This is a genomic window from Campylobacter concisus (assembly GCF_902460875.1).
GTDB classification, from domain to species: domain Bacteria; phylum Campylobacterota; class Campylobacteria; order Campylobacterales; family Campylobacteraceae; genus Campylobacter_A; species Campylobacter_A concisus_AA.
Genome location: NZ_CABPVR010000009.1, coordinates 156,407 through 183,365, shown reverse-complemented (window position 1 = coordinate 183,365; position 26,959 = coordinate 156,407). Strand labels below are relative to the sequence as shown.

Genomic DNA, 26,959 nt, shown 5'->3' with positions numbered 1-26,959 from the left:
GGCATATTCATTAGCCATTGTTCTAAAAACATTTGCCTCATGAGTACTATTTTTAAGCTCTTTTTTTAAATTTTGTTGCTCGCTTTGACAAATCGAAAGGGTTTCATAAAAATGAGATATCTTGTTTTGAAATTTTCTAATCTCATATTTTAAAAAGTGGTGTCTTTTGATAAATTTATTAAAGTTTTTTCGACTAGCATAAATTTTTTCATACTCGTTTAGCTCTTCTTGATGTTCTAAAATTTTGTTTGCATATTCATTACATAGTTTTTTAAGAGCCGCTTCAAACTCGTTTTTATCGCATTCGTGATCAAAATCTTCTTTGTAAATTTTGCCATTTTTAAATAAAAATTTATAGCTTTGTTTTTGCGTGAAAGAAACAAGCAAAATATAGTCGTATTCATCGCCATAGAAATATCCACAAACTGAACTTTTATAGCTCATTTTTTGCCCTTTTAGCATAAAAATTTTTCTTAAATTTAGCAAATTCGCCAGCCTCTATCGCCTCTCTTATCTCTTTCATTAAATTTAAATAGTAGTGCAGGTTGTGAAGGCTTGCTAGTCTAAAAAACGTTAGCTCTCTAGCCTTAAAAAGGTGATTTAGGTAGCCTCTGGAGTAGCATTTGCAGGTATAGCACTGACACTGCGGGTCAATTGGCGCGTGGTCGTTTATAAATTTGACTGATTTTATATTTATCTTGCCAAAGCTAGTAAAAAGCGTGCCGTTTCTTGCGTTTCTTGTTGGCATAACGCAGTCAAACATATCAACACCTCGCTCGACATTTTCGACCAAATCTTCAGGTGTGCCAACGCCCATTAGGTAGCGAGGTCTAAGCTCATCCATAAATGGCATAACCGCCTCAACCGTGTCATACATAGCCTCGTTGCTCTCGCCAACGCTTAGACCACCGATCGCAAGGCCGTCAAATGGCATCTCATTTAAAGCTTCGGCGCAAAATTTACGTGCCTCATAGTCGGTGCCTCCTTGAACGATGCCAAAGATATTTTGCTCTAAGCCAACGCCTTTACTCTGCATAAATTTATGATAGTCAATCGCCTCTTTTGCCCATTTTATCGTCCGTTTTATGCTGAGATCTATCCTTTTTGGCTCAGCAGGCAAAGCCACTAGATCATCAAGTATCATCATGATGTCGCTGCCTAGGTCATACTGTGTGTCAAGGACGGATCTTGGCGTGAAGTAGTGCGTGCTGCCGTCGATGTGGCTTTTAAATTTTATCCCGCCATCGTCATTTTTGGTATTTGATCTAAGCGAAAATGCCTGAAAGCCGCCGCTATCAGTTAAAAACGAGCGCTCAAATTTAGAAAATCCATGCAGTCCGCCAAACTCACGCACAACCTTACTGCCAGGGCGCAGATACATGTGGTAGGTGTTTGCTAAAATTATCTTTGCGTCTAAAATTTCACTCATATCAAAGGCATCTAAGCTTTTAACTGCGCCAACCGTTCCAACTGGCATGAAAACTGGCGTTTGTATCACGCTGTGAGCTGTAGTGAGCACGCCGCGCCTTGCGTTGCCATCTTTTTTTATAACTTCAAATTTCATCTAAGTCCTTAAAATTTTTGTTTTTATTTTAACAAAATTTATAATATAATCCAGAAATTTTAAGGCAAAGGAACTTTTTGCAAAAGAGAAATGATATCGTTTTTAGCGAAGCAAACGGCACTGCGACCATAAAATTTGCAGGCGAGTTTAGCTACAAAGATGCTAAAAATTTACAAAGCATTTTTAAAAAAATCCAAAAGCTTAACGGCAATGTTAAATTTGACTTTAGCGAGCTAAAGAGCATTGATTACGCTGTTTTGATCCTTTTGAAAAACACGCTAAATGGCAAGAAATTTGAGATCATCACAAATGACGAGAAGATAAAGGCGATGGGCGATCTTTTAAATGACGAAAAGATCGACTTTAGATATATGCCACCGCACAATAGCCTAAATTTTTTCTCACGCTTGGGAGAGAAAATTTGCGAGGGATTTGTAAATTTGCTTGAGTTTGGCTCGTTTTTGGGCGAGTTTTTGATAAAAAGCGTGAGGATTTTATTTAATCCTACAAATTTAAGGTTTAGAGAATTTAGCAACTACATAAAAGATGGCGGTGTAAATGCCGTTTTCATCGTCTCGCTCACCGCTTTTTTGATAGGCGTCGTGCTCGCATATCTTGGTAGTGCGATGCTTGCAAGCTTTGGGGCAAGTATATTTATAGTCGAGATCATGGGTATGCTAACGCTTAGAGAGGTAGCTCCGCTCATCGCAGCTATCGTTGTAGCAGGCAGATCGGCCTCAAGTTTTACCGCACAAATAGGCGCTATGAAGCTAACTGAAGAGATTGACGCGATGAAGACGATGGGCTTTGAGCCCTTTAACTTTTTGGTGCTGCCGCGCATCATCGCCATGGTGCTTTGCGTGCCAGTCATCATCTTTATAGCTGACGCTATAAGCATTTTAGGGCAGATGATCATTTGCCAAACGATACTTGATATTAGCTTTAGTGACTATCTAAATAGATTTCGCGAGATGGTCGAGCTTAGGCACTTTGCTGTTGGTATGATAAAAGCGCCGTTTTTTGGTGCGGTAATAGCGATCATTGGGTGTATGAGGGGATTTGGCGTTAGTCAAAACGCCCAAAGCCTTGGAGCGATGACTACTGTTAGCGTTGTAAATGCGATATTTTGGGTCATCGCGCTTGACGCCTTTTTTGCGATAATTTTTATGTGGCTAAAGATATGAACGAGATAATAGTTGGAAAAAACATAACGACAAGTTATGGCGATAAGATCATGCACGATAATGTGAGCTGGAGCGTCAAAGAGGCTGAAATTTACGGCTTTTTGGGCGGCAGCGGCACTGGTAAAACGACGCTCATGAAGACGATGATATACCTAAAAAAACCTGATAGTGGCGATATAGCGTTTGATGGCGTCAATATGTGGAAAAGTAGCCAAGAAGAGCAGCAAGAGATAAAGCTAAAAAGCGGAACTATGTTTCAATTTGGAGCACTTTATAGCTCGATGACGATACTTGATAACGTGGGCGTTTTGCTCCATGAGTACTCTAAATTTAACAAGCGCCAGATCGATGAGATAGCGATGTTTTGGATACAAAAAGTTGGACTTAAAAAAGAGGTTTCTATGCTTTATCCAAGTGAGCTAAGTGGTGGTATGAAAAAAAGAGCCGCGCTAGCAAGGGCTTTGGTTTTAAGTCCAAGAGTGCTGTTTTTAGATGAGCCAAACAGTGGCCTTGATCCTGTTAGCTCGCGCCAGATGGATTCACTCATAAAAGAACTGCGTGATAGTATCGGAGTTACGGTTGTTATGGTAACTCATGATGCTGATAGTATTTTTGATATTTTGGATAGATTTTTGATAATAGATAATAAAAAAATAGCCTTTGAGGGAAATATAAAAGAGCTTGAATATCTCGAAAATAACCCACTTGAAGAGCTATTTAAAATGAGGAAAAAATAGATGGAAAATAGAAATTCTTATACCATTGTCGGTATGTTTTTTATGGCTTGCCTTACAGCTTTTGCGATATTTATCTGGTGGATGACTAGCAAAAATAACACAAAGGTTGATTTTAAAGAGTACTACATCCACACGACTGAGCTGCCAAGTGGATTAAAGGTCGATTCTACGGTTAAATTTATCGGTGTGCCAGCTGGAAGTGTTAGTGATATAAATTTTGTCGATGATAAAAATGCTATTATAAACATTACAATGAAAATTAGAGAAGATCTGCCGATAAAGGCCGATAGCGTGGCAAGTATAGAAGTTCAGGCTATCAGCGGTGTGGCTAGTATAAATATAAGCCGTGGCACAAAAGACTTTGCATCAGGCCAAAAGCCTATCTTACAGCTTGAAGAGAGCCTCTTTTCAAAGCTTGGAAACAACGCTGAAAACATCACCTTAAAGATAAATCAAACACTTGATAAAGTCGATAACTTTTTCTCGCCTGAAAATATCGCTCACGTAGAGTCAGTCCTTAAAAATATCGATAAATTTACACAAGTTTTAACAGACGAAGAGGGGCTAAGTGAGGTTGATAGTATCGTTAAAAATGTAAAAAATTTTACAGATACTTTAAACAAAACCGATACAAAAGAATTGGTTAAAAATTTAAATAGACTAATTTCAAATGCAAACCAAGTTTTTGTATTGGCAAATTCGGCTATTACCGGATATAATTCGCTGCAAGAGCTCATCTCTAAAAAGGCCAAAGATGGCGAATACGACCTTAGAAATACGGTTGGGCCGTTATTAAGAGAAGCGAGTGATTTTTTAAATGGATTTGATAAGACACTTCGTGAATTTAGAGGTGCGCTTCAAAGGCTTGAAGATAATCCTTACGAGTTTTTCTTCACAAATCCAGTGCCAAATGACAAAGGAGATAAAAAATGAGAAATTTAATCTTTCTAGCAGCTGCGTTTTTATTTTTTGGCTGCTCGCTAAAGACCGACGTGCCAGTGGCAACTATGTATGAAATTCACTACTCAAACAAAGAATGCTCGGCTGAAAATAAGCAAAAAGAGCTAAAAAATGTATTTATCGAAAATGTGAGTGCTCTTGATATGGTTGATACTAGAAAAATTTTGATCGTGGCTGAAAATAACAAAATCAGATACCTAAGTGATGCTAAATTTGTCTCTGAGCCAAGTGAAATGGTCTATAAATCGCTTGTAAAAGGGCTTTATTCAAACTGCGCTGCAAAGCCTATATTTTCACCAAATGCAAAGGATCTTAGGCTAAAAGTTAGTATCATCTCACTTCAAATAAGAGGCGACAAAGCCGAAGTTTCGCTAGCTTACGAGCTATTTAACGCAAACGCCTCGCTAAAATCAGGCATGATCACAAAAGAAATTTTTTGTCCAGATCCAAGCTCAAGTACTATTTTTGATACGATAAATAAGGCTACAAATTTAGCAATAGATACGCTAATCTCTGAAATAATCTCTTAAATTTTCTTGGCTGTAAATTTTTAAATTTATAGCCAGAATAGCTTATTTTAAAGACCTTTTGTTATAATGTTAGCTTTAAAATACGGAGAATTGATGAAGAAAATTTTAATAATCGCAGATGGAACTTTCGCAAGAAATTTTTTAAACAGACTGCTTGAAACAAAATCAAATTTGCATCACTATATCGTTGTTTCAAGTGAGGATTACAGCCAAAAATCAAATTATGAAAATTTTACATTTTACCAGTTTGACCCAACTAGTCTCTCAAAGCTAAAAAGCGTGAGCGATGGCTATTTTAGTCAGTTTTGTATAGTTTGTGATGATAAAAATGAGGCGATTGCTGTTTATGAAAATTTAAGACAGATCAGCACAAAGACCGAGACTGTTTTTATGAGCTCATGGGAGCTTGATGAAAAATGCAAAGAAATATTTGCAAGCGATAAACACTTAAGCGTGGTTGATATCAGAGATATTGCAGCATCAAGGCTTATGGACTATTTACCAGATCTGCCAGTTTTAGCCGATAATATCGGCCTTAGTGAGGGCGAGATCATGGAAGTTAAGGTGCCAATAGGTAGCTCTTATATGTATCGTCACATTAGCTCAGTAGCTCAAAAGAAATGGCGAATAGCTCTCATATATCGAAGCAGCGAGATCATCTTGCCAAAGCCAAATGTAATGATACAGCCAAGCGATATATTACTAATCGTTGGTGATCCAAATGTGCTTCAAAATGTTTATCGCTCGATCAAGCGTGAAAGTGGACAGTTTCCAAGTCCATTTGGTAGCAACATCTATGTGCTGATCGATATGATCTCAATGGATAAAGAACGTGTTAGCAAGCTCATAAAGGATAGCTTGTATTTGCATTCAAAGCTAAATAATAAACGCCTTTTTTTTAGAGTGATAAATCCAACTTTAGGTGAAAATTTAGATACTTTAAAAGCGATAAAAGAAAAAAATATCATTGTTTTGATGGATTATTTTAATAGTGATAACAAATCTATAAAATATGATGTTTTAAAGCACGACATCGGCCTAATCTTAAGCGATAATAAATACTTTTTTAAATTTAAAAAGCTATTTTACGAGCTAAAACTTCCAGTGCTAAAAACAGGCAAAATTTTGCTCTCAAATATAAAAGAGGGCGTTATACTAGGCGATCAAAGTCAAGAAGTGGAGAATCAATCAGCCGTCATTACAGACTGCTGTGCACAGCTTGATCTGGAGATGAAATTTTACTATTTTGATAATAAGCATAGCGATGATGAAGCGTTAAGAGAGCATTTTGAGAGCATTAGCGCGCTATTTTCTAAGCGTATAAAGATAGAAAATCACAATCTTAAAAATCCACTTGTAAAACTAAAAAATACAAAAGATTTGCTTCATTTTGTAATGTTTACTAAAAGCGTGGCAAATGGTGGGGCATTTGCCTTTTTATCGACAAATTTAAATAGGCTTTATAAAAAACTAAGCCAAAATGCACAGCTTTTTGTGCCAGTAAGTGAGTAAAAATGCAGATAAATTTAAATCTTAAAGAAAAAGTATCAAGCTATAAAATTTATATAAACGAGCTTGAGAGATTAGAGCTAAAAGGCAAGGTTGGCATCGTTACAAACGCCAAAGTAGCGGGGCTCCATCTTGAAAAGCTACTTAGTGTTTTAAAATGCGATGAGAAATTTATTATAAGTGTGCCTGACGGCGAGAAGTATAAAAACCTTGAAACGGTAGAGCAAATTTTAGAGCAGCTTTTTGTTAGTAAATTTGATCGCTCATCTACGTTAATCGCCTTTGGTGGTGGCGTCATAAGCGATATGACTGGCTTTGCGGCGAGCATCTACGAAAGAGGAATAAATTTCATAAACATTCCAACTACGCTTCTAGCGCAAGTTGATGCTAGTGTTGGCGGAAAAACGGGTGTGAATAACAAATTTGGTAAAAATTTAATAGGCTCATTTTGTCAGCCAAAGGCAGTTTTTTGCGAGATAAATTTCTTAAAAACGTTGCCAAAAAGAGAATTTGCAGCGGGTATTGCTGAGGCTTTAAAGATGGCGATAACATTTGATAAAGAGATGTTTGATTGGCTAAAGAGCATAAATTTGGACGATGAAAATTTAGCTAAGCTGGTTGAAAAGTCTATAAATTTAAAAGCAAAAGTGGTTGAACAAGATGAGAAAGAAAAAGGGCTAAGAGCTATCCTAAACTACGGCCATACCTTTGCTCACGTTATAGAAAATGAGACAAATTATAAAGAATTTTTACACGGCGAGGCGGTGGCGATAGGTATGAATATGGCAAATCGCTTAAGTGTAAGACTAGGGCTCATGAGTGAGGCGCAGGCAGAGGGTATCAAACAGGTTTTAGTAAAATTTGGCCTTCCAGTAAGCTACAAAATAGAAAATGAATATGCATTTTACGAGGCATTTTTTATGGATAAAAAGACAAAAGATGATAAGATAAATTTCATCATTGCAGATAAAATCGGCAGTGCGATCATCAAGAATGACGTCAAAAAAGAAGACGTTTTAAAAATTTTAAGAGAATTTAAATGAAAAAGATCCTAGTTTTAATACTTTTTTGCTTTACCCTTTACGCTGAGGAGAACGTTACGCTTGAGCAAAATGGCTCGCAAAATTTACAAAATAACGAGCTTATAAAAGATATTTCAAATCTAGATAACTCCCTAAAAAACAATATCTGGATCACAAGGTATGCTAACTATAACACTTATCAAAGGCTTATTGATGAGCTTGAAAAAAACGAGAATGAACTAAAGAAACTGGACAAAAGCTCAAGAAGAGGCAGCGATATCATAAAGAGAATCCAAACTCTAAAAGAGCAGATAAATTTACTAAAAGAGTATGAAAAAACGCCATTTTCAAATATGCTAGCAGCTCCTGAAATGGATACTCCACCAAGGATAACAAGTCCCGTTGCACTTATATCTGGCTTTTCGTATATCAAAAAGATAAAGAGTGATAAGATCGAGTATCAAAGGCATATAAAAGAGCTTGATACGCTTTTGGAAAAGCTTGAAACAAAAGAAAATTTACTAAATAGACTAAATTTGATCGAAGAAAATGAGCAAAATAGGGAAAGCCTAAACTTAGTAAAACAAGAAATAGGCGACTTTAAAGCGGCAAAACAGATCGCTGATACTACTTATAATGTCTATGAAAAAAGGGCTGATGAGGCTATAAATTTAACAACCTCTGATATAAAAGCTCAGTTTTTAAGCATGGGCTATACAGCTATCATCATTCTTTTGACGATCGGACTAACATTTATCGCTAAATTTATCGTTAAAAGAACGATTACTGATAATGAGAGATTTTACACGGTCAATAAATTTTTAAACGTTTTAAATATCACCGTTATCATCATAATCTTACTTTTTTCATACATCGAAAATGTCACATATCTAGTAACCGTGCTAGGTTTTGCTTCAGCTGGTATCGCCATTGCGATGAAAGATATGTTTATGAGCATGCTTGGCTGGATGGTGATTATGTTTGGCGGCTCTATACATGTTGGTGATAGGATCAGAGTACTTCATGATGGTAGTGAATTTGTAGGCGATGTGATCGATATCTCTTTGCTTAGGCTGACTGTTTTTGAGGATGTTAGTTACTCGACTTATAAGACAAATCGCCGTGCAGGTAGAATTATCTTTGTGCCAAATAACTATATCTTTACCGACCTCATCGCAAACTATGCTCATTATGGTATGAAGACCGTTTGGGATGGTATAGATATCGTTATAAGCTTTGATAGCAATCATAAAAAAGCTGTGTATCTAGCAAGAAATGTTGTTAAGAAATACTCAAAAGGCTACACTGATATCGCAAAACGCCAGATGAATAAACTAAGAAGTCAATACAGCATCAAAAATCCAAATGTAGAGCCAAGAATTTATACATTTTTTGAGCCTTATGGTATAAATGTCTCATGCTGGTATATGGCAAATTCTTATGCGACTTTGGCTCTTAGAAGCACTATTAGCGCTGAGATAATAGAAGCATTTTTAGCTCAAGATGATATAAAGATCGCTTATCCAACACAAACTATGTTTATAGGCAAAAAAGAAAATCCAAGCGATCACACCGCTCACAGCGAGCAAGAGAGTGAAAATTCTTAATGCAAAAGATATTTTTTAAAACATTTGGATGTCGCACAAATATCTATGATACTGAGCTTTTAAAAAGCTACATCAAGGACTACGAGATCACAAATGATGAAGAGAGCGCTGATGTCGTGGTCATAAACTCGTGCACTGTTACAAATTCTGCCGATAGCGGTGTCAGAAACTACATAAACGGTGTAAAAAGGCGCGGGGCAAAGGTGGTGCTGACTGGATGTGGCGCGGTTAGTAAGGGCAAAGAGCTATTTAATAGCGGTATATTTGGCGTACTTGGAGCTAGTAAAAAGAGCGATCTAAATGAGCTTTTAAAGCAAGAAAAGCCATTTTTTGAGCTTGGAAATTTAAACTCAGTTGATAAAAATATAGTTACAAATTACGAAAATCACACTAAGGCTTTTATAAAGATTCAAGAAGGCTGCAACTTTAGCTGCAGCTACTGCATCATCCCTTCGGTTCGCGGCAAGGCTAGAAGCATGGATGAGGCTATGATATTAAAAGAGGCAAGAATTTTAGCCCAAAACGGCTATAATGAGCTCGTACTAACTGGCACAAATATAGGCAGTTACGGCAAAGATACAAATAGCTCTCTTGGTAAGCTTTTGGCAAACTTAGGTAAAATTTCTGGCATAAGGCGCATTAGACTTGGAAGTATTGAGCCAAGCCAGATAGATGAGAGCTTTAGAGAAATTTTAAAAGAAGAGTGGCTGGAGCGTCATTTGCACATCGCACTTCAGCACACGAGTCAGGCTATGCTAAAGATCATGCGAAGACGAAATAACGCATTTAGTGATCTGGAGCTTTTTAATGAGCTAAGTTCTCTTGGCTTTGCCCTTGGCACGGACTACATCGTGGGTCATCCTGGTGAGAGTGAGGAGATATGGACAGAGGCTGTGGAAAATTTTAAGAAATTTCCTATCACGCATCTGCACGCTTTTGTCTATTCGCCAAGGCGTGATACGCACTCAGCTACACTAAAAAGCGATGTTAGCGGTGATGTGGCAAAAAGTAGGCTAAAAATTTTACAAGGCATTGCTTTGCAAAATAATGAAAATTTTAGAAAAAAGCATAACGGAGCTTTAAAAATTTTAGTCGAGCAAAAAAATGGTGAGTTTTACGAGGGCTTTGATCAGTTTTACAACAAAGCTAAAATTTTAAGCCAAAAAGACATAACAAAAGAGTGGGTGGAGGTAAGCGAATATGAAGTTAAGCCAGATGCCAATTATGCAAAAATTTAAATTTAATAAGAAAAATATCCTAATAATCGCAGCTGTCGCATTAATCAGCGTGCTGTTATTTGCCATTAGTAAAGAACCACGAAATATCACATATTCGCAATATATGCAACTAATGGATGGAAATTTTATAGACCGCGCTGTAATCGATGACGATGAAGTCGTGCTTTATGCACAAAACAATCGTTTTTCAATCATAAAAGAGGGTATCGATCTAAAAGAACTTATTAAAAAAGTACCTGTTGAAAAGACTAAGCAATACATCACTCCTGGCATGATCTGGGGATTTATCATCTTTGTCTGCTTAGTGCTTTGGTACGCTTATATCTTTAGAAATATCAGAAAAAAAGAGGAGAGCTTGCTTAGCAAAAAAGAGGGCGCATTTGAGATAGAAAGTGTGCTAAATCAAAACACTATGCCAGTCATCTCAAATGTGAGATTTAGCGATGTGGCAGGCATTAGTGAGGTCAAAAGCGAGCTTAGTGAGATAGTTGATTTTCTAAAAAATCCACAAAAATATAGAAATTTTGGTATCAAAATGCCAAAAGGCGTGCTAATGATCGGCCCTCCAGGCGTTGGTAAGACGCTTGTAGCAAAGGCAGTTGCTGGCGAAGCAAATGTGCCATTTTTTTATCAAAATGGTGCAAGCTTTGTGCAAATTTATGTCGGCATGGGTGCAAAAAGAGTACGAGAGCTTTTTAGTAGAGCCAAGTCCTATGCGCCCTCAATCATCTTTATCGACGAGATAGACGCCGTTGGCAAGAGTAGGGGTGGGACTAGAAATGACGAGCGAGAAGCCACGCTAAATCAGCTACTAACCGAGATGGATGGCTTTGAAGATAACTCAGGTGTCATCGTCATAGCTGCCACAAATAGGATCGAAATGATCGATGAGGCGCTGCTTAGATCAGGGCGTTTTGATAGGAGAATTTTTCTTTCTATGCCTGATTTTAATGATAGAGTAGCGATCTTAAACACATATCTAAAAGATAAAAAATGTGAAGTGACCGCTGAGGATATCGCCAAAATGAGTGTTGGCTTTTCAGGCGCAGCACTTAGTACACTTGTAAATGAAGCTGCGATAAATGCTCTAAGAAATGGCGAGAGCGTGCTTAAAATGAGGGACTTTGAAGCTGTTTTAAACAAGGTCTTGCTCGGTAAAAAAAAGGTGCTAAGCTATAGCGAAAACGAGAAGAAAATTCAAGCCATCTATCAAGGAGCAAAGGCGCTAAGTGCTTACTGGTTTGATGTGAAATTTGAAAAAATTTCTCTTATAGAAGATAGATTCATGGCCACAGAGCAAGAGATTGAGTCAAAGTCACAGATGATATCTCGTATCAAGGTGCTTATAGCTGGCATGTGCAAGCTTGAGATAGACGAAAATGACATCTTTTCAAACTCAAGTAGTGATCTAAATTTAGCCAAAGAGATCGCTTCAAAGATGGTTTATGAATATGGCATGGGAAGCTCTTTTGTTCCAAATCCAAACGATGTAGAAGAAATTTTAAAGCAAGCAAAAGAGGAGATCATATCCTTTTTAAAAGGCACAAATGAGCAAATCGCAAAGATAAGCTCATATCTGCTAGCATATGAGAGCGTAGATAAAGAAACGCTGGCAAAAATTTTAAACGAAAACTATTAAAGGAGAAAAAGTGAAAGCAAAAATAGGCATTTTAACACTATCTGATCGTGCAAGTGAGGGCACATATGAGGACAAATCAGGCCCAGCGATCAAAGAGGTGCTTGATAGCTGGATAGTGAGCGAGCGTGAGTACTTTTACGAGGTTATACCAGATGAGTTTGAGCTGATAAAAGAGAGGCTTGTGCACATGGTAGACGTGCTTGGCTGCGACCTTGTGCTAACTACCGGTGGTACTGGGCCAGCTCTTAGAGATGTGACACCAGAGGCAACAGAGGCAGTTTGTGAGAAGATGATGCCAGGCTTTGGCGAGCTGATGAGAGCAGCAAGCTTAAAATACGTCCCAACAGCGATCCTATCACGCCAAACAGCAGGCATCAGAGGCCACGCGCTCATCATAAATTTACCAGGTCAACCAAAGGCGATAAAAGAGTGCTTGGAGCCAGTATTTCCAGCGGTGCCATACTGCATCGATCTCATAGAGGGTGCATTTATCGAGACTGATGAAAACGTGATGAAAGTTTTCCGCCCAAAACAAAAGAAAATCTCGTAAATGGGTTTGACAGATAGCCTAAATTTAAAAGCCACTGCCTTTGCAAATAGGTGGCGACTTGTTATTAAAATTTGGCTTGTTTTTTCTTTTTTATCCTATGCGCTAGCATATTATTTTGGGTTAGAGGTTTTTGGCTTTATCTCGGCCACTTCTATCTTTGGCTGTGTTTGCCTGCTAGCCTTTAGCTCACTTCTTTGGTTTATCGCTAGCCTTGTATTTTTGCAACCCTTGGTATTTTTACTACTTGAAAAATTTGATGAAAGCATTACTGTTTATGCTTTAGCCTGCGCAATTTGGCTGCTTGGATGGATCACTTTGTCGATTGTGGTCGATGATAAATTTGCAAGACTGGGAAATGACATCTTGCTAAAGGTCTCTCGCATAGTTCTTGTTGGCGACTTTGCCTTGCTATATTTTTTAAACTACAACAACAGCTTTGACATAGAGACTTTAATAAAGTCAAATTTGACAAAGTCGCTGCTTTTAGTGCTAAACTCCTATATGCTGCCATCGCTTGTGACGCTACTTATATTTGATATAAAAACATATATCGCTAGCAAAAATGAGTAAAATTTTACGTATTATTTTATGTAATTTATACTAAATTTAGCCGTTTTTGCTCTCTACTATCTTTTTTATAAGCTCTATATCGCCGCTCATTGCTAGGCTCATGAAGCAAATGCCATTTGCGCCAGCTTTTATGGCCTCTTTGTAGTTCCCACTATCTAGTCCGCCAAGTGCGTAAATTTTTTTATCAAAGCTTTTTAGTTCGCTTATAAAATTTACCCCTTTTGGCTCTAAGTCTTCCTTACAAGAAGTGGCAAATATATGAGAGGCCACTAGTGTGTCAGCAATAGCGGCTGAAATTTTAGCCTGCTCTAGGTCGTGAGCTGGGGCGTAAATTTTAGCTGTTTTTCTAAATTCATCTAAAAAAACGCCGTGATTTTTAAAAAACTCAAGCTGCGCCGAAGTGAGCCAAAAGTCGCCTTTTAGCTTGCAAGCTACGTCAAAAAATTGATTAATGATAAATTTCTTGCGGTAGTTTTCACAAATTTGAGCCACAACCCTGGCAAGATCGTAAAAATTAGCCTCGTTTAGCCCCTTTGCACGAAGCAAAATTTCATCCACGCCAGCCTTGCAAAGTAGCTGAATTCTCTTTAAAAAGTCATCACCTTTATAGCTTTCAAAGTCGGCCACGCAGAGAATTTTAAACATAGACATACTCGCTCATTAGTGGTTCTAAGCCATTTGCTTTTATCATAGCTTTTATCTCATCCACGCTTCTGTCGTCGCTTATCTCAAACTGCTCGTCGCCCTTTTTCTCTTCGCCGTGAGCGCCGATGCTCACTTTTACGCCAGCGCTTATCTTATTTGCAGCGATCTTTACGGCGTTGTCGCGAAATTTCGCCTTTTCTCTAGTTGAGATCGTTATGCTAGCTGTTGGCATGAAAATTCTATAAGCACAGATCACTTGCAAAAGCTCGCGCTCGCCCACATCTCGTGGATTGATGCGGTCGTTGTTTATGATGGGGCGAAGCCTTGGGCATGAAAATGCGATCTCGGCATGCGGATACTTTTTTTGAATGAGGCTCGCATGAAGTGCAGTCGAAAAGGCGTCAAGTCTAAAGTCATCTATGCCAAGAAGTGCGGCAAAGCCAACTCCTCTCATGCCTCCAAGAAGCGCTCGCTCTTGCGCATTTAAGCGGTATGGGAATATCCTTTTATTGCCGCCAAGGTGGATTTTCTCGTATTTTGTGGGATTATAAGTCTCTTGAAAGACGGTCACGTAGTCTGCGCCACTTTTGTGAAGCAGGGCGTAGTCCTCAGAGTTTAGTGGGTAAATTTCAACACCAACGACTTTAAAAAATTTCTTTGCCAAAGCGCAGGCATTTGCGATGTAAGCGACACTTGAGTTGGTTTCGCTCTCGCCAGTTAGGATCAAAATTTCTTCTAAGCCGCTCTTTGAAATTTCTCTTAACTCCCTTGTGATCTCCTCGTCGCTTAGCTTTGCCCTTTTTATATTATTTTTAGCGTTAAAACCGCAATAAACGCAGAGATTGTCGCAGTAGTTTGCTATGTAAAGCGGGGTAAAAAGCGTGATGTTTGAGCCAAAATTTGCCCTTGTTTTTGCCTGGGCGAGCTGGGCTATTTGCTCTAAAAATGGCGCTGCAGCAGGCGAGAGTAGGGCTTTTAAATTTTCAAGTGAGCAGTGATTTGCATTAAGAGCTGCTTTTACGTCTGCTTCGGTATAAATTTCTGGCTTGTAGCTCGCTCGCTCTTTTAAAATTTCATCCATTATATCACTGCCAACATCCTGCATGTGAGGTAGCAGCTGCATGTGGTTGGTTCTTGTAAATTTCATCAGTCTAAAAATCCAGTGAGCGGAGACGAGGCGTTTGCGCTTTTGCTCTTTGCGCCAAGCCCTGCTAGATAGGCATTGCGACCAGCGATGATCGCCTCTTTAAAGGCTCTTGCCATGAGCGGGATATTTTTAGATGAGGCGATGGCTGTGTTTGCCATGATCGCAGCCGCTCCCATCTCCATAGCTTCGCACGCTTGTGAAGGCCTGCCTATGCCAGCATCAACGATGATCTGCGTATCAAGCTCGTTTATCAAAATTTCAATGATATCTTTAAAAACTAGCCCTTGGTTTGATCCAATGGGTGCAGCTAGAGGCATTATGCAGCTTGCCCCAGCACTTAGCATCGCTCTTGCAGCGTTTAGGTCTGGAAACATATAAGGCATTGGCACAAAGCCATCATTTGCCAAGGCTTCGCAAGCTTTTATCGTCTCGGCGTTGTCTGGAAAGAGAAATTTAGAGTCAGTGATGATCTCTATCTTAACAAGCTCCCCGCACCCAAGCTCACGTGCAAGCTGGGCGATACGAACGGCTTCTTTAGCGTTTCTAGCGCCACTTGTGTTTGGCAAAAGCGTCACGCCTTTTGGGATAAAGTCAAGTATATTTCGCTCTTTGCTCTCGTTTATGCGCCTAAGAGCAAGGGTTAGGATCTGCGCGCCAGCCTCGTTTATGGCTGAGTCGATGAGCTCATGCGAATACTTGCCGGAGCCAAGGATAAAGCGGCTTTGAAATTCCTTGCCGCCAAGGATCAAACTATCACTTTGCACTTACACCTCCAAGCCCATAAGTAGTCTAATGGCTAAATTTGCCTCGTGGTTTGCGCAGACTGCGACGCGCGGCGCCATGAGCCCTTGACCGATCTTCGCCTCGTTTGTGAGGTCGCCGCAAAGATAGACATTTTTAGCAAATTTTATGGTTTTTATGAGATTTGAGCTAAAGTATCCAGCCATGCCAGAGGCGCCGATGATCTTTTTATCTTTTAGGCTGGCGCCAGCTTCGTTTAGTATCATCGCCTTGCCAGCGACATTGTCAAAGGCTTCACATAAAATTTCGCACTCACCAAAGACGCTAGCCACGTTTTTTTCGTCCAAAAATATATCGTGAGTTTCGACCTCGACAAAGGGATTGACGTCATTTATCAGCTCTTTGAGCGCCTGCGTCTTTTTTAAGCCGATGTGGCGGACGAAATACTGCTGGCGGTTTAAGTTGCTTGGCTCAACGACGTCAAAGTCGGCAAGCACTAACTTTTTTACGCCAACTCTTGCAAGGCTTAGCGCGATATTTGAGCCAAGACCGCCAAGTCCAGTTACACCTATCACCGCTTTGCTTAGGGCTAAATTTAGCTCAGGGCTGTTTCGTGAGGCGATCATAGAGCGTAAAACTTCACGCTCAGGCATCACGCCACGCCTTATAAATACGACGTTTGAGCCATCTTTTAGCTTGCTATCTTCTTTTATAGCAAAGCCATCAACGATAAAAATATCTGGCTTTGTCGCGTTAAATTTCTCTAAAAATTTATAAATTTCACTCTCTTTATCGCCAAGAGCGAGCTCTTTTAGCTCGCCAAGGCTTTTTACTGGCACCTTAAATTTTGCGCCATTTAAAACTATCTCTATCATTTTCTCCTCATCCACCGCCAACTAAAGTGACGATCTCATAGGCTTTGGCTTCGCTCATGAAGCGCTCACGCCAAAGCTTTTTTGGCAAAATTTCTCCGTCTCGCTCAAGGGCTATAAATTTAAGCTCATAGCCATTTTGAGCTAAAAAATCATAAACATTTATATCGTTTTCAAGCTCGAAAATTTTGCCATTTACGCTAAATTTGATCATTAAATTTTGTAGCTTTTTACAAAATTTGCGATCCTCTCGATCGCTTTTTTTATGCTCTCGATGTCTGTCGCAAAAGAAATTCTAAAGTATCCCTCCATGCCAAAGCCCACACCTGGCACGGTTGCTACGTTCGCCTCTTCAAGCATCTTTTTACAAAATCTAAGTGAGTCGCCGTCCACATCTTTACATTTTACAAATAGATAAAACGCGCCATCAGGCTTAACTACGCTTAGCCCAGGGATAGCATTTATCATTTCAACTGCCACGTCGCGTCTTTTTTCATACTCTTTTCTCATGTTTTCGATGTCTTCGTCAGTTTCGCCAAGAAGTGACGGGATAGCACCTATTTGCACGATCGAGCTAATGTTACTTGTGCTTTGGCTTTGAAGCTTTTTGATGCCAGCAATTAGCCAGTCCATCGAGCTTGCGATATAGCCAAATCTCCAGCCAGGCATCGCTCCACACTTGCTTAGGCCATTTATCGTGACCGTTCTTTTAAAAAGATCCTCGCTTACTGAGGCTACTGCGTGAAATTTCTTGCCGTAGATCACTTTTTCATAAATTTCATCGCTTGTGATGATGATGTCAGTGCCCTTTAAAACCTCGCCAAATGCCGCGATCTCCTCTTTTGTATATACGGCTCCAGTTGGATTTGTCGGGTGATTTAGTGAAAAGACCTTTGTTTTTGGAGTGATCGCTTTTTTTAGCTGCTCGGCTGTGACTTTGAAATTTGTGCTCTCATCCGCCTCGATAAAGACAGGCACGCCGCCACAAAATTTAACGATCTCAGGATAACTCACCCAGTATGGAGAAGGGATGATGACCTCATCGCCTGGGTTGATAAGCGCTTGAAATACATTAAAAAGTGAGTGCTTTGCGCCGATATTTGTGACGATTTGATTTGCTTTATAGTCAAGCCCATTATCTCTTTTTAGCTTTGCTCTAATGGCCTCTATCACTTCAGGTAGGCCTGGCACTGGCGTGTATTTGCCGCTTTTGCTATCGTTATCAAGTGCGTTTTTTACAGTTTCTCTTATTTTTTTTGGAGTCATAAAATCAGGCTCACCAGCTGAAAGCGAGATTACGTCGATGCCAGCAGCCTTCATCTCTTTGGCCTTTGTGCTGATTGCGATTGTGATTGATTCGCTTAATGTTTGCATTCTGTTTGCTAGTTGCATTATTTTCCTTTTTAGTTGATTGTCTTTAAGTAGCTATTATCATTTAAAAATAGATAAAGTTCGCCCAAAATTTGCTTCTTTTGTGTTTCGTTTATCAAAGTTGATTTTTCTAAGCGTTCATTTAGAGTGTCTTGGATCTCGTAGATATCATAGTCCATATCCTCCATAATATCAAGGATCGACTGGCTCTCTAGTAAATTTGTGATCTTGTAGCCATCATTAGAAAGCTCTATTGTAGCTTCCGTTGGATGAGTAAAGAGATTGTGCTTCATGCCGATCACCTCTTGATATGCGCCAACTAGGAAAAATCCCAAGAAATAATCCTCCTTCTCCACATCCACATCGTGCAAAAGAAGTGGGTTTTTCTCGTCATCATAGCTGATCTCTCCGTCGCTATCGCAGGTGATATCCCAGATCGAAGCTGGCAGAGTAGGGCGCTCATCGAGCCTGTCAAGTGGCATGATAGGGAAATTTTGCTTTAGACCCCAAAAGTCAGGCAAGCTTTGAAAAATAGAGAAATTTAGTAGGTATCTCTCTTGAACCTCTTTTTGAATTTTAGTTAGATCGCTTGAGTTGCTCTTGTTGCCAAGCATTACGACAGCCTTTTTGCTAATGAGCCTTAAAAGCACCTCTGCGTTTGATCTATCTTGCAGATCGACATAGCCTAGGTCAAAAAGTGTGAGGATACTCTCGGTATGGTGAATGGCGTCGTGTAGGTATTCTAGGGCGTTTGAAGGTTTGATTGATTTATAAAGATCAACTAGCTCGGTTATTAAATTTGGATTATTTTTCTTTAAATTTAGCTTCTCTTCGGTGTATTCTTGAGAAAATAGCTCAAGCACGGGAGCAACCAAAAGTGCATGAGAAGCGGCGATGTAGCGACCTGACTCTATAAATATATCTGGCTCGATCTCTTTTTTTTGCTCGCTTATAGTTTTAAGCATATAAACAACGTCGTTTGCATATTCGTTTAGTGTGTAGTTTCTACTGCTTTCTTCTTTAAACTGTGAGTATTCGATCGCAAGACCGCCACCTAAATTTATCGCTTTTAAATTTGAGGCACCCATTTTTCTAAGCTCAGCGTAGATGTTGCCAGCCTCGATGAGTGCTTTTTTGAGCGGGTGGATCTCGCTTATTTGAGAGCCGATGTGAAAGTGTATCATCGTGAAGTTTTCAAGTAAATTTGCCTTTTTTAGCATCTTTACAGCTTCTATTAGCTCGGTTGATGTTAGTCCAAATTTAGAGTGTATGCCACCACTTTTTGCCCAGAGCCCCGATCCTGTCGAGTGTAGTCTTACTCTAAGTCCGATCTTTGGTTTTGGTTTGAAGCGCTCTTTTGCGATGGCGATTATCGCTTCAAGCTCGTTTAAGCCCTCGATCGTTAGCGTGATGTTGTGTCCCATTTCAGCGGCGATAAAGCCTATGTTTATCATCTCTTTATCTTTAAAGCCATTTACCGTTATAGGCGCTTTATCGTTGTTATAAGCCATTGTTAAAAGTAGCTCAGCCTTACTACCAGCTTCAAGGCCGTAGTTGTAGGGTTTGCCAAGGCGAACTAAATTTTTTACAAAGCCAGGATATTGATTCACTTTAAGTGGAAATACGGCATTAAAGCTGCCTTTGTAGGCAAATTCTTTCTTTGCTTTCGCAAAGCTTGCGTGGATCTGCTCGATCTGCTTTTGGATAAGGTGCGGAAAGCGAAGCAGTAGCGGCCCTCTATATCCGTCGTCTCTTATCTCTTTTACGATGTCGATAATCGCTGGTTTGCTGGCTGCATTTATACAGACTTTGCCATCTTCTATAACAAAATTTGAATTACCCCAAATGCTAAGTCCAAAATCATTCATCCCAGCTCCTTTTCAAGATCATCTAAATGTATCGTTTTTTCATCTTTGGTTTCTAAATTTTTATACCAAATTTTATTCTCTTTCATCTCGTTTTCGCCCACGCAAAGGAAAATTTTTGCATTTTTATTGTCGGCATTTTGCAGATGTTTTTGAAGCTTTTTAGCTTCATAAGAAATTTCAACCGGATATTTTTTGCGAAGTTTTGAGCCAAGATTATAGATAAAATCAACATTCGCCGCATCAAGCGCGCAAAGATAAACTCCGTCTCGCTCATCCTCAGCTTCACCTAAAATTTCCATTATCCTCTCAACACCCATCGCAAAGCCAACGCCATAACTTGCTCTACCGCCAAGGTACTCTACGAGCCTGTCGTATCTGCCACCACCTGCTACTGCACTTTGTGAGCCGATCTCATTGCTAATAAACTCAAACGCCGTCTTGCAGTAGTAGTCTAGCCCACGAACAAGCTTAGTGTCTATCTCAAATTTAACGCCATTTGCCGTTAAAATTTCTTGCAGTTTTTCAAAGTCAGCCTGTGCCTCATCGCTTAAGCTATCAGTGATAACTGGGGCATTTTTATAAATTTCTTGGCAACTCTCAACCTTGCAGTCAAGCACGCGGATAGGATTTAAAAGCTTGCGTCTTTTACAGTCCTCGCAAATTCTGTCGTCGTTTTCATCTAAAAATTTAACGAGCTTTTCTTTGTAAGACTTCATCGAGCTCTCGTCGCCAAGCGAGTTTATTTTTAGGGTTGTTTTTATATTTAGCCTATTAAAAATTTCACTCACCATCAAGATAATGCTCGCGTCCTCATAGACGCTGCCTTCGCCAAAGCACTCACAGCCAAACTGGTGAAACTCTCTTAAGCGACCTTTTTGTGGGCGCTCGTAGCGAAACATCGAGCCGTGATAAAAGCAGCGTTTTGTCACATTTGCCCTGTCAAGTTTTGCCTCAATAAACGCTCTAACCACGCCAGCTGTGCCCTCAGGACGCAAGCAAACGTCGTTGCCGCCTTTGTCTTCAAACTGATACATCTCTTTGCCCACGATGTCACTGCTCTCGCCGACACTTCTTTTAAAAAGCGCCGTCTCCTCGAGGTGCGGGGTTAAAATTTGCTCATATCCGTAGTTTTTTGCGACTTCCTCGCAGGTTTTTATTATCTGTGCGTAAAGTTTTGCGCGAGCTGGAAGCATATCTTTCATGCCACGAAGTGCCGTTATCATCGCATTATCCTTTTTATTTTTTTGTGATTTTACTTAAAATTTATAAAATTTTCTATCTCTTTTGAAATTAGCTCTATGCTTTTAGACGCGTCTATAAAAAGCGTTTCAAAGCCATTTTTGATAAGAATTTGCTTCATCAGGCTTTGCACTTTTAAAAGATACTCTAGCCCACGAGCTTCGATCTTATCACTTGTGCCTCTACTTTTTAAGCGTGAGCTTATAAGCTCATGGCTTGCTTCAAAAAAGACTATCTTGTCTGCAAATTTATCATTTAGTGCAAATTTATTAAGCTCTAAAAGCACGTTTTCATCTAAGTTTTCATCATTTGCCAAAGCGTAGGCGATACCAGAGATAAAGCCTCTATCGCTTAAAATGAGCCTGCTTAAATTTGGAGCGACTAGCTTTTCAAAATGCTCAGCTCTGTCAGCCAAAAAGAGTAAAATTTCAGCCCTTTTGCCTATTTTTATACTTGAGCTTAGTAAAATTTCACGTAAATTTTCACCAAGCTTTGTGCCGCCAGGCTCTTTTGTGATGATGGCATCACTAAATTTAGAAGCTAAAATTTCTATCTGTGTGCTCTTGCCAACGCCGTCAATGCCTTCAAACAAAACATACATTTTACGCCTTTAAATTTTTTAGAATTTTTGCTGGCACTAGGTTGCTCACGTCGCCGTCGTGGCGCAAGACTGAGCGGACGATAGAGCTTGAGATAAAGGCGTTATTTAAACTTGGCATAAGATAAACCGTCTCAAATTCGTCCCAAAGTGCAGCGTTTGCATAGCCGATTTGTAGCTCATACTCGAAGTCGCTAACCGCTCGAAGTCCCCTGATAACGGTGTTTATGCCGTGGGATCTAGCAAAATCAACAAGCAAGTTATCAAAGCCAAGCACACTTACGTTTTTTAGCTCACAAACTGCCTCTTTTGCCATTTCTATACGCTTTTCATGTGCGAACATCGGCTGTTTGCTATCACTTTTTGCGACTGCGACGATTACCTTGTCAAAAATTTTTGTAGCTCTTACGATAACGTCCAAATGGCCGTTTGTGATGGGGTCAAATGTCCCTGGATAGATGCAAGATTTTTTCAAATTTGCCACCTTTTATAAAGATTATTTTCGATTTTTAAGGCATCAAGCCACTTGCCAATGATGAAATTTTCCATATCATCAAGGCTCTTTATATCTGCGTAGTAGCCTAAAACTGGGGGCGCGATGATGGCCCCAAGAGATGAGAGCAGCTGCATCTGAGAAAGCGCGATCGCATAAAATGGCATCTCTCGAACACCTAAAACTAGCCTTTGTCTCTCCTTTAGCGCGACACTTGCAGCTCTTGTGATGAGCGTGTCGCTTATGCCATTTGCAACTTTTGCTAGCGTGTTGGTAGAGCAGGGTGCTATGATCATAGCACCCGCGCCAAATGAGCCAGAAGCCGGGCCTGCGCCAAGATCTTGGTCGTCATAAATTTTTACGCCAAGATCATCTAAATTTGGCTTTAAATTCTCCTCAGCTTCCAAAACCTTCATGGCATTTTTACTAACTATGACATGCGCCTCGCAACTATCTTTGGCAGCCTTGACAAGCTTTAAAAAGAGTCCAGCCCCGCTTGCTCCAGTGGCTGCAAAAACTATCTTTTTCATCTTATCACTGCCTCGTCTTTACCTGAAACTGTGGCTTGTAAAATTTTATTATCTTTTGTTCTTATCTTTATCATATCACCTAAATTTCCATCCTCAAGAGCCTTTACTTCAGCTATTATCTTAACGCCATCCTCGCTTAAAACCGCATTTAGCATTTGACCTTTTTTGACTAAACTTATGGCGTTAAACTGACGCTTGGTTAAAATTTCACCGCTTTTTATCTGTACTTTTGTTATAAGAGCTAAGCTATTTGAGTTAGAAAGTGCATCTTTTGGCCATTTGCCAAACTCAATCATTGTTGGCTGATAGTCAAGTAGGCTTAAAATATGGTTTGTATTCATTGAATTTATTGCTATGAAGGCTGGCATCTTAGCATTAAAGCTAAATTTAAAATAAATACTTTTTAGACTCAGATCAACATCCTCAAATGATGCTCTAAATGTACCTTTTTGACTATTTTGATCACCTAAAAAGATATTTTTTAGGACGAGCTCTTTGAAATTTGCTGGAAGCTTATTTTGTGGACTGATGCTAAGATCGCTTATGCTGATACCAGGATATTCATCGCTAATTGATCTTAAAAATTGCATTTGAATCTCATCCATAATAGAGCAGTTCTTTACAAAAGCAACACTACCACCGCTTTTATCTTTATATGTTTTAAAATTTGCTATTAGAATTTCATAGAGTTTTTTGCTATCTATCTTGGCTGCTCTTTTGCCCTCTAGGTTTAAAATTTCATTGTCTTCGCCATCAAAGCCAAAAGTACTAAGCGAAATTTGATCATTTAGAACGCAATACATTGGATAAATGCTGACTTCATTTGCAAAAAGTTTTGTGGAAAATAAAAAAAAGAGTATAAAAAAGATGGAGCGGGAAACGAGATTCGAACTCGCGACCCCAACCTTGGCAAGGTTGTGCTCTACCCCTGAGCTATTCCCGCAGTCAAAATGAAGTCCGCATTCTATCAGATTGTTTTTCATTTGTCAAGATTTTATGGAAGTTTTATAAGAGAAATTTCACTATTTTGCAAAATTTCGCTTTGATCTGGGCTAGTTGAAAACATAAAAGTGCTTTTTAAAATATGATCTATCATGCCAGAGCCGTATTTTCCACCATTTGTTGCTATAAATTTATCATTTTCAATATTTCCAAAAATGGCATTGATCCTGCCTGATTTTACCTTTAAATTTTGTGCATTTGTAGCATTTTGCATCACAAAGCAATCCTCTTTTAAAAGAGGCAAAACAAGCATCATCATGCAAACATAAGCTGCCATTGGATTTCCAGGAAGGACAAAAATAAGTTTGCCATCTTTTTCATAAGCCTTGCAAGGTTTGCCAGGTCTTATATCAATATGTGAAAAAATTTCATTGTATCCAAGCTCACTTAGAGCTATTTTCATATAGTCAGCCTCACCAGCGCTTGCTCCGCCAGAACAGATAACTATGTCGTAGTTTGTGGTATTTAGAAATGCCTGTTTGACAGCACTTAGCTCATCTTTTATGATGCCAAGATATGAGCTATCTTGCCCAATGTACCTTAAAAGTGCAGCGATGCCAAAGGCATTTGCATTGTAAATTTCATCCTCGCTTGCTCTTTGCCAAGGCTCGATAATCTCGTTTCCACTTGAATAAATTCCAATGCTAGGCTGTTTTTTTACATTTATAAAACTTATGCCCTGTGCTGCTAACATTATTATGCCTCTAGTGTTTAAAACATCGCCACTTTTTAGCAAAATTTCACCAATCTTTACCTCTTCGCCTTTAAAGCGATATCCATCACCTTTTTTAAGGTTATTTGGTGCTTTTATAAAATTTCCATCAACTACACAATCCTCAATCTTTATGATTGTATCAGCACCCTTTGGCATCTTCGCGCCAGTCATTATCTTAACGCACTCATTTTTGCCGATACTTAGCTGCTCTTTATCGCCTGCAAAGGCACTTGCAACTATTTTATATGGCTTATCTTTATCTTCAAATTTCACAGCAAAGCCATCAAGCGCAGAGTTATCAAAACATGGCAAGTCTTTTACTGCCACTACATCATTTGCCAATGTTCTACCAAGAGCCATACTAATAGGTAAAATTTCACTATCTGTTTTTAGTTTAAATTTGGATTTAAGCGCATCTAATGCATCATTTAGTAGCATTTTTACTCCTCAAGCCTAGTAATATTTGCACCAAGGCCTTGAAATTTCTCTTCTAAATTTTCATATCCTCTATCAAGATGATAAATTCTATGTACCAAGCTTTCACCATTTGCTATAAGAGCAGCTAGTATCAGCGCTGAGCTAGCTCTAAGATCTGTCGCCATCACATCGGCTGCATTTAGCTTAGCTGGCGCATAAACGCTTGCAATATGCCCATTTAATTTAATATCTGCTCCCATTCTAGCAAGCTCGCTAACGTGCATAAAGCGGTTTTCAAAAAGTCTCTCATCTATCGTACTAACGCCATTTGCTGCAAGGCAAAGTGCCATAAATTGAGCTTGCATATCTGTTGGAAAGCCCGGATACTCAGTGGTTCTTATCTCCACTGGTTTTATCTCTTTTGCTGGCAATATCGTGATCTTATCGCCGTCTACTTCGATACCAAAGCCCATCTCTTCAAATTTATTTAAAATGGCTGTCATGTGTGCAGCATTTGCCTTTGTGACTGAAATTTTACTATTTGTTATAGCTCCAGCACAAAGATATGTGCCAGCTTCGATCCTATCAGGAATGACTTCAATATCGCAAATTTCAAGTAATTTTTGGCCACTTCCAGTGATCTTTAACTCACTTGTGCCGATGCCTTCTATTTTAACGCCACTCTTAGCCAAAATTTCACAAATTTGCACCACTTCAGGCTCAAGCGCTACGTTAAAAAGCTCTGTCGTACCGTGGGCTAGGGCTGCAGCCATGATGATATTTTCGCTGCCAGTTACGGTGATCTTATCAAAAACGATCTTTGCGCCTTTTAGGCCATTTGGTGCTGTTGCAATGACGTAGCCTTGCTTTATTTCTATATTTGCTCCCATTTTTTCAAGCGCATTTAGATGCAGATCAATAGGCCTTTGTCCGATCGCACATCCTCCAGGTAGGCTCACTTCGCAGTGCCCAAATCGTGCAAGAAGCGGTCCAAGTGTTAAGATCGATGCTCTCATCTTTCTAACGATATCATAATTTGCAGTAGTTGAGCTTACAGCACTTGTGTCTATGCTTAGTGAATTTTTATCTTTAAATTCACACTTTGCTCCTAGGTTAGTTAGCAGTTGGCAAAGCGTTTTTATATCAGCGACATTTGGGATATTTGTTAAATTTACACTTTTTTTTGCAAGTAAGGTTAGGGCGATGATCGGTAGAGCAGCATTTTTGGCACCGCTTATTTTTACTTCGCCACTTAATTTGGCATTTCCTTTTATCTTTAAATAGTGCATCATTGTTTTTTGCCTTAAGAAAATATGTTTTTTGCCGATATTATATTGCTTTTTAACTTAGAATAAAGAAAGCAAAGCACTATTTCCGGTTCATTTACGTTTAAAAGTTAAAATTGCAAACACTAAAATTTTGGATATAAATATGTCAAATTCAATAAATAAAAAAATCTTTTTTATTCTTAGCATTATATTTTTTACAGGTTGTTCTTTTACCTCTAATCAACCGACAACTCCGCAAAATGAAACAAATCAGACCGTAACTTCAAGCGTTGATTTTAGCGAGCAAATGATTGGCGAAATCATAGATGAAGATAATGATAGAGAAGATAAAAAATTTGGTTCTTTTTTTAAAAAATACCTAAATACAAGAGCGGGAGGCGATTGTTCAGGATTTGTTTCTATCGTAAATGCAAAGTATCAAAATATGTATTTTGATGAAAAGACAATAAATCGCTACTACGATAATGGCGGTAGAAAGTCAAAAGCGATCTATAATTTTTATGAAAGCAAGAATTTAATTACTCATAAAAATCCAAAAATAGGTGATCTTGTATTTTTCTCAAATACTCTTGGCAAGGGCGTTCAAAAAAATAAAGATAAGAAAAATATTACTCATGTTGGCATAGTTACGGCTGTACTTGGCGATGAGACAGTAAAATTTATACATAATTCTGGCGGAAAGATAATTCATAGCTATATGAATCTAAAACAAAAAAATGTGCATCTAAAAGGAAATCAAGAGATAAATAGTTACCTTGTAAGGTGCTCAAATTCAAGTTGCTTGGCAGCAAATAGATTTGCTGGATATGGCAAAGCAAAATAAATCAGAAATTTTTACTAAAAATCTTTTAAAACAAATACTAGGCTCAAATTTTAAGCATTATTTATATAAATTTACACTTGTAAATGCAGTTTTAAATAA

General features: G+C 39.0%; 27 protein-coding genes, 1 tRNA gene and 1 pseudogene. 12 read left to right on the top strand and 17 right to left on the bottom strand.

Features of this window, described 5'->3' with window-relative positions; translation table 11 throughout:
• A pseudogene (locus F3H01_RS07255) lies at positions 1-444 on the bottom strand (CorA family divalent cation transporter); the annotation flags it as partial.
• On the bottom strand, positions 434-1,564 hold the full coding sequence (gene tgt, locus F3H01_RS07250) for a tRNA guanosine(34) transglycosylase Tgt (RefSeq protein WP_149725313.1): 1,131 nt from the start codon (positions 1,562-1,564) through the stop codon (positions 434-436). The pseudogene F3H01_RS07255 and the gene tgt, both read right to left, overlap by 11 nt.
• Positions 1,565-1,641: 77 nt before the next feature.
• Here tgt and F3H01_RS07245 point away from each other — a divergent pair, with 77 nt between their 5' ends.
• The 11 genes from F3H01_RS07245 (at position 1,642) to F3H01_RS07195 (ending at position 13,110) form a co-directional block, all read left to right on the top strand.
• Positions 1,642-2,748, top strand: coding sequence for an MlaE family ABC transporter permease (locus F3H01_RS07245; protein ID WP_149725312.1), 1,107 nt, complete (start codon positions 1,642-1,644; stop codon positions 2,746-2,748).
• Positions 2,745-3,485, top strand: a complete 741-nt coding sequence (locus F3H01_RS07240) for an ABC transporter ATP-binding protein (protein WP_149725311.1) — start codon at positions 2,745-2,747, stop codon at positions 3,483-3,485. Before F3H01_RS07245 ends, F3H01_RS07240 begins: the two co-directional genes overlap by 4 nt.
• A complete protein-coding gene (locus tag F3H01_RS07235) occupies positions 3,486-4,418 on the top strand; it encodes an MlaD family protein (RefSeq protein WP_149725310.1) in 933 nt (310 codons plus the stop codon).
• Positions 4,415-4,975 carry an ABC-type transport auxiliary lipoprotein family protein gene (locus F3H01_RS07230; protein WP_149725309.1) on the top strand — a complete coding sequence of 187 codons (561 nt, stop codon included), beginning with the start codon at positions 4,415-4,417 and terminating at the stop codon, positions 4,973-4,975. The genes F3H01_RS07235 and F3H01_RS07230 overlap by 4 nt, the downstream gene beginning before the upstream one ends.
• A gap of 93 nt (positions 4,976-5,068) precedes the next feature.
• Positions 5,069-6,487 (top strand): COG3400 family protein, encoded by a 1,419-nt coding sequence (locus F3H01_RS07225; RefSeq protein ID WP_149725308.1) that lies wholly within the window; start codon positions 5,069-5,071, stop codon positions 6,485-6,487.
• A gap of 2 nt (positions 6,488-6,489) precedes the next feature.
• Entirely contained in the window at positions 6,490-7,527 is a 1,038-nt protein-coding gene (gene aroB / locus F3H01_RS07220; RefSeq protein ID WP_149725307.1) for a 3-dehydroquinate synthase, read from the top strand.
• Positions 7,524-9,113 carry a mechanosensitive ion channel domain-containing protein gene (locus F3H01_RS07215; protein ID WP_149725306.1) on the top strand — a complete coding sequence of 530 codons (1,590 nt, stop codon included), beginning with the start codon at positions 7,524-7,526 and terminating at the stop codon, positions 9,111-9,113. The genes aroB and F3H01_RS07215 overlap by 4 nt, the downstream gene beginning before the upstream one ends.
• A complete protein-coding gene (mtaB, locus tag F3H01_RS07210) occupies positions 9,113-10,351 on the top strand; it encodes a tRNA (N(6)-L-threonylcarbamoyladenosine(37)-C(2))-methylthiotransferase MtaB (protein WP_149725305.1) in 1,239 nt (412 codons plus the stop codon). The genes F3H01_RS07215 and mtaB overlap by 1 nt, the downstream gene beginning before the upstream one ends.
• Complete coding sequence (locus F3H01_RS07205; RefSeq protein WP_149725316.1) at positions 10,338-11,990, top strand: ATP-dependent metallopeptidase FtsH/Yme1/Tma family protein; 1,653 nt, start codon at positions 10,338-10,340, stop codon at positions 11,988-11,990. The genes mtaB and F3H01_RS07205 overlap by 14 nt, the downstream gene beginning before the upstream one ends.
• A gap of 10 nt (positions 11,991-12,000) precedes the next feature.
• Complete coding sequence (mog, locus tag F3H01_RS07200; RefSeq protein ID WP_103576845.1) at positions 12,001-12,540, top strand: molybdopterin adenylyltransferase; 540 nt, start codon at positions 12,001-12,003, stop codon at positions 12,538-12,540.
• Positions 12,541-13,110, top strand: coding sequence for a nitrogen fixation protein NifR (locus tag F3H01_RS07195; RefSeq protein ID WP_103576844.1), 570 nt, complete (start codon positions 12,541-12,543; stop codon positions 13,108-13,110).
• 36 nt (positions 13,111-13,146) lie between these two features.
• Here the strand turns inward: F3H01_RS07195 and F3H01_RS07190 are convergent, their stop codons facing one another.
• The 15 genes from F3H01_RS07190 to murA all read right to left on the bottom strand — a co-directional run bounded on the left by F3H01_RS07190 (position 13,147) and on the right by murA (position 26,040).
• Complete coding sequence (locus F3H01_RS07190) at positions 13,147-13,761, bottom strand: thiamine phosphate synthase (RefSeq protein ID WP_223155388.1); 615 nt, start codon at positions 13,759-13,761, stop codon at positions 13,147-13,149.
• Positions 13,748-14,902, bottom strand: coding sequence for a 2-iminoacetate synthase ThiH (thiH, locus tag F3H01_RS07185; protein WP_149725304.1), 1,155 nt, complete (start codon positions 14,900-14,902; stop codon positions 13,748-13,750). Before thiH ends, F3H01_RS07190 begins: the two co-directional genes overlap by 14 nt.
• Positions 14,902-15,666, bottom strand: coding sequence for a thiazole synthase (locus F3H01_RS07180; protein WP_021084623.1), 765 nt, complete (start codon positions 15,664-15,666; stop codon positions 14,902-14,904). The genes thiH and F3H01_RS07180 overlap by 1 nt, the downstream gene beginning before the upstream one ends.
• Positions 15,667-16,518, bottom strand: coding sequence for a sulfur carrier protein ThiS adenylyltransferase ThiF (thiF, locus tag F3H01_RS07175; protein ID WP_149725303.1), 852 nt, complete (start codon positions 16,516-16,518; stop codon positions 15,667-15,669).
• 7 nt (positions 16,519-16,525) lie between these two features.
• Positions 16,526-16,729, bottom strand: a complete 204-nt coding sequence (gene thiS / locus F3H01_RS07170) for a sulfur carrier protein ThiS (protein WP_103558038.1) — start codon at positions 16,727-16,729, stop codon at positions 16,526-16,528.
• Positions 16,729-17,907, bottom strand: coding sequence for a pyridoxal phosphate-dependent aminotransferase (locus tag F3H01_RS07165; RefSeq protein ID WP_149725302.1), 1,179 nt, complete (start codon positions 17,905-17,907; stop codon positions 16,729-16,731). Before F3H01_RS07165 ends, thiS begins: the two co-directional genes overlap by 1 nt.
• Before the next feature lie 11 nt (positions 17,908-17,918).
• Complete coding sequence (gene speA / locus F3H01_RS07160) at positions 17,919-19,754, bottom strand: biosynthetic arginine decarboxylase (RefSeq protein ID WP_149725301.1); 1,836 nt, start codon at positions 19,752-19,754, stop codon at positions 17,919-17,921.
• Positions 19,751-20,977 (bottom strand): histidine--tRNA ligase, encoded by a 1,227-nt coding sequence (gene hisS, locus F3H01_RS07155; RefSeq protein WP_149725300.1) that lies wholly within the window; start codon positions 20,975-20,977, stop codon positions 19,751-19,753. Before hisS ends, speA begins: the two co-directional genes overlap by 4 nt.
• Before the next feature lie 29 nt (positions 20,978-21,006).
• Positions 21,007-21,594 (bottom strand): dTMP kinase, encoded by a 588-nt coding sequence (gene tmk, locus F3H01_RS07150; protein ID WP_149725299.1) that lies wholly within the window; start codon positions 21,592-21,594, stop codon positions 21,007-21,009.
• A 1-nt stretch (position 21,595) separates the two neighbouring features.
• Positions 21,596-22,066 (bottom strand): pantetheine-phosphate adenylyltransferase, encoded by a 471-nt coding sequence (gene coaD, locus F3H01_RS07145; RefSeq protein WP_149725298.1) that lies wholly within the window; start codon positions 22,064-22,066, stop codon positions 21,596-21,598.
• Positions 22,063-22,614, bottom strand: a complete 552-nt coding sequence (locus F3H01_RS07140; protein ID WP_149725297.1) for a UbiX family flavin prenyltransferase — start codon at positions 22,612-22,614, stop codon at positions 22,063-22,065. Before F3H01_RS07140 ends, coaD begins: the two co-directional genes overlap by 4 nt.
• Complete coding sequence (gene flgA, locus F3H01_RS07135) at positions 22,611-23,417, bottom strand: flagellar basal body P-ring formation chaperone FlgA (RefSeq protein ID WP_149725296.1); 807 nt, start codon at positions 23,415-23,417, stop codon at positions 22,611-22,613. The genes F3H01_RS07140 and flgA overlap by 4 nt, the downstream gene beginning before the upstream one ends.
• Positions 23,418-23,482: 65 nt before the next feature.
• Positions 23,483-23,557 (bottom strand) — tRNA-Gly (locus tag F3H01_RS07130).
• 51 nt (positions 23,558-23,608) lie between these two features.
• Positions 23,609-24,769 (bottom strand): molybdopterin molybdotransferase MoeA, encoded by a 1,161-nt coding sequence (locus tag F3H01_RS07125; RefSeq protein WP_149725295.1) that lies wholly within the window; start codon positions 24,767-24,769, stop codon positions 23,609-23,611.
• A gap of 2 nt (positions 24,770-24,771) precedes the next feature.
• Complete coding sequence (gene murA / locus F3H01_RS07120) at positions 24,772-26,040, bottom strand: UDP-N-acetylglucosamine 1-carboxyvinyltransferase (RefSeq protein ID WP_149725294.1); 1,269 nt, start codon at positions 26,038-26,040, stop codon at positions 24,772-24,774.
• A 139-nt stretch (positions 26,041-26,179) separates the two neighbouring features.
• On the opposite strand from murA, the gene F3H01_RS07115 reads away from it, so the two are divergent.
• Entirely contained in the window at positions 26,180-26,860 is a 681-nt protein-coding gene (locus F3H01_RS07115; protein ID WP_072594208.1) for an NlpC/P60 family protein, read from the top strand.
• Positions 26,861-26,959 lie beyond the last annotated feature (99 nt).

Excerpts from the sequence above, each read along its gene's own strand:
- F3H01_RS07115 (WP_072594208.1), top strand. The coding sequence starts at position 26,180 with ATGTCAAATTCAATAAATAAAAAAATCTTTTTTATTCTTAGCATTATA.
- thiS (WP_103558038.1), bottom strand. The coding sequence starts at position 16,729 with ATGATCAAATTTAGCGTAAATGGCAAAATTTTCGAGCTTGAAAACGAT.
- aroB (WP_149725307.1), top strand. The coding sequence starts at position 6,490 with ATGCAGATAAATTTAAATCTTAAAGAAAAAGTATCAAGCTATAAAATT.
- thiH (WP_149725304.1), bottom strand. The coding sequence starts at position 14,902 with ATGAAATTTACAAGAACCAACCACATGCAGCTGCTACCTCACATGCAG.
- F3H01_RS07240 (WP_149725311.1), top strand. The coding sequence starts at position 2,745 with ATGAACGAGATAATAGTTGGAAAAAACATAACGACAAGTTATGGCGAT.
- F3H01_RS07190 (WP_223155388.1), bottom strand. The coding sequence starts at position 13,761 with ATGTCTATGTTTAAAATTCTCTGCGTGGCCGACTTTGAAAGCTATAAA.
- tgt (WP_149725313.1), bottom strand. The coding sequence starts at position 1,564 with ATGAAATTTGAAGTTATAAAAAAAGATGGCAACGCAAGGCGCGGCGTG.
- tmk (WP_149725299.1), bottom strand. The coding sequence starts at position 21,594 with ATGTATGTTTTGTTTGAAGGCATTGACGGCGTTGGCAAGAGCACACAG.
- F3H01_RS07140 (WP_149725297.1), bottom strand. The coding sequence starts at position 22,614 with ATGAAAAAGATAGTTTTTGCAGCCACTGGAGCAAGCGGGGCTGGACTC.
- hisS (WP_149725300.1), bottom strand. The coding sequence starts at position 20,977 with ATGATAACGGCACTTCGTGGCATGAAAGATATGCTTCCAGCTCGCGCA.
- thiF (WP_149725303.1), bottom strand. The coding sequence starts at position 16,518 with ATGATAGAGATAGTTTTAAATGGCGCAAAATTTAAGGTGCCAGTAAAA.
- F3H01_RS07125 (WP_149725295.1), bottom strand. The coding sequence starts at position 24,769 with ATGCTACTAAATGATGCATTAGATGCGCTTAAATCCAAATTTAAACTA.
- F3H01_RS07195 (WP_103576844.1), top strand. The coding sequence starts at position 12,541 with ATGGGTTTGACAGATAGCCTAAATTTAAAAGCCACTGCCTTTGCAAAT.
- F3H01_RS07225 (WP_149725308.1), top strand. The coding sequence starts at position 5,069 with ATGAAGAAAATTTTAATAATCGCAGATGGAACTTTCGCAAGAAATTTT.
- F3H01_RS07205 (WP_149725316.1), top strand. The coding sequence starts at position 10,338 with ATGCAAAAATTTAAATTTAATAAGAAAAATATCCTAATAATCGCAGCT.
- speA (WP_149725301.1), bottom strand. The coding sequence starts at position 19,754 with ATGAATGATTTTGGACTTAGCATTTGGGGTAATTCAAATTTTGTTATA.
- flgA (WP_149725296.1), bottom strand. The coding sequence starts at position 23,417 with ATGTATTGCGTTCTAAATGATCAAATTTCGCTTAGTACTTTTGGCTTT.
- F3H01_RS07235 (WP_149725310.1), top strand. The coding sequence starts at position 3,486 with ATGGAAAATAGAAATTCTTATACCATTGTCGGTATGTTTTTTATGGCT.
- F3H01_RS07165 (WP_149725302.1), bottom strand. The coding sequence starts at position 17,907 with ATGCAACTAGCAAACAGAATGCAAACATTAAGCGAATCAATCACAATC.
- mtaB (WP_149725305.1), top strand. The coding sequence starts at position 9,113 with ATGCAAAAGATATTTTTTAAAACATTTGGATGTCGCACAAATATCTAT.
- F3H01_RS07215 (WP_149725306.1), top strand. The coding sequence starts at position 7,524 with ATGAAAAAGATCCTAGTTTTAATACTTTTTTGCTTTACCCTTTACGCT.
- murA (WP_149725294.1), bottom strand. The coding sequence starts at position 26,040 with ATGATGCACTATTTAAAGATAAAAGGAAATGCCAAATTAAGTGGCGAA.
- F3H01_RS07230 (WP_149725309.1), top strand. The coding sequence starts at position 4,415 with ATGAGAAATTTAATCTTTCTAGCAGCTGCGTTTTTATTTTTTGGCTGC.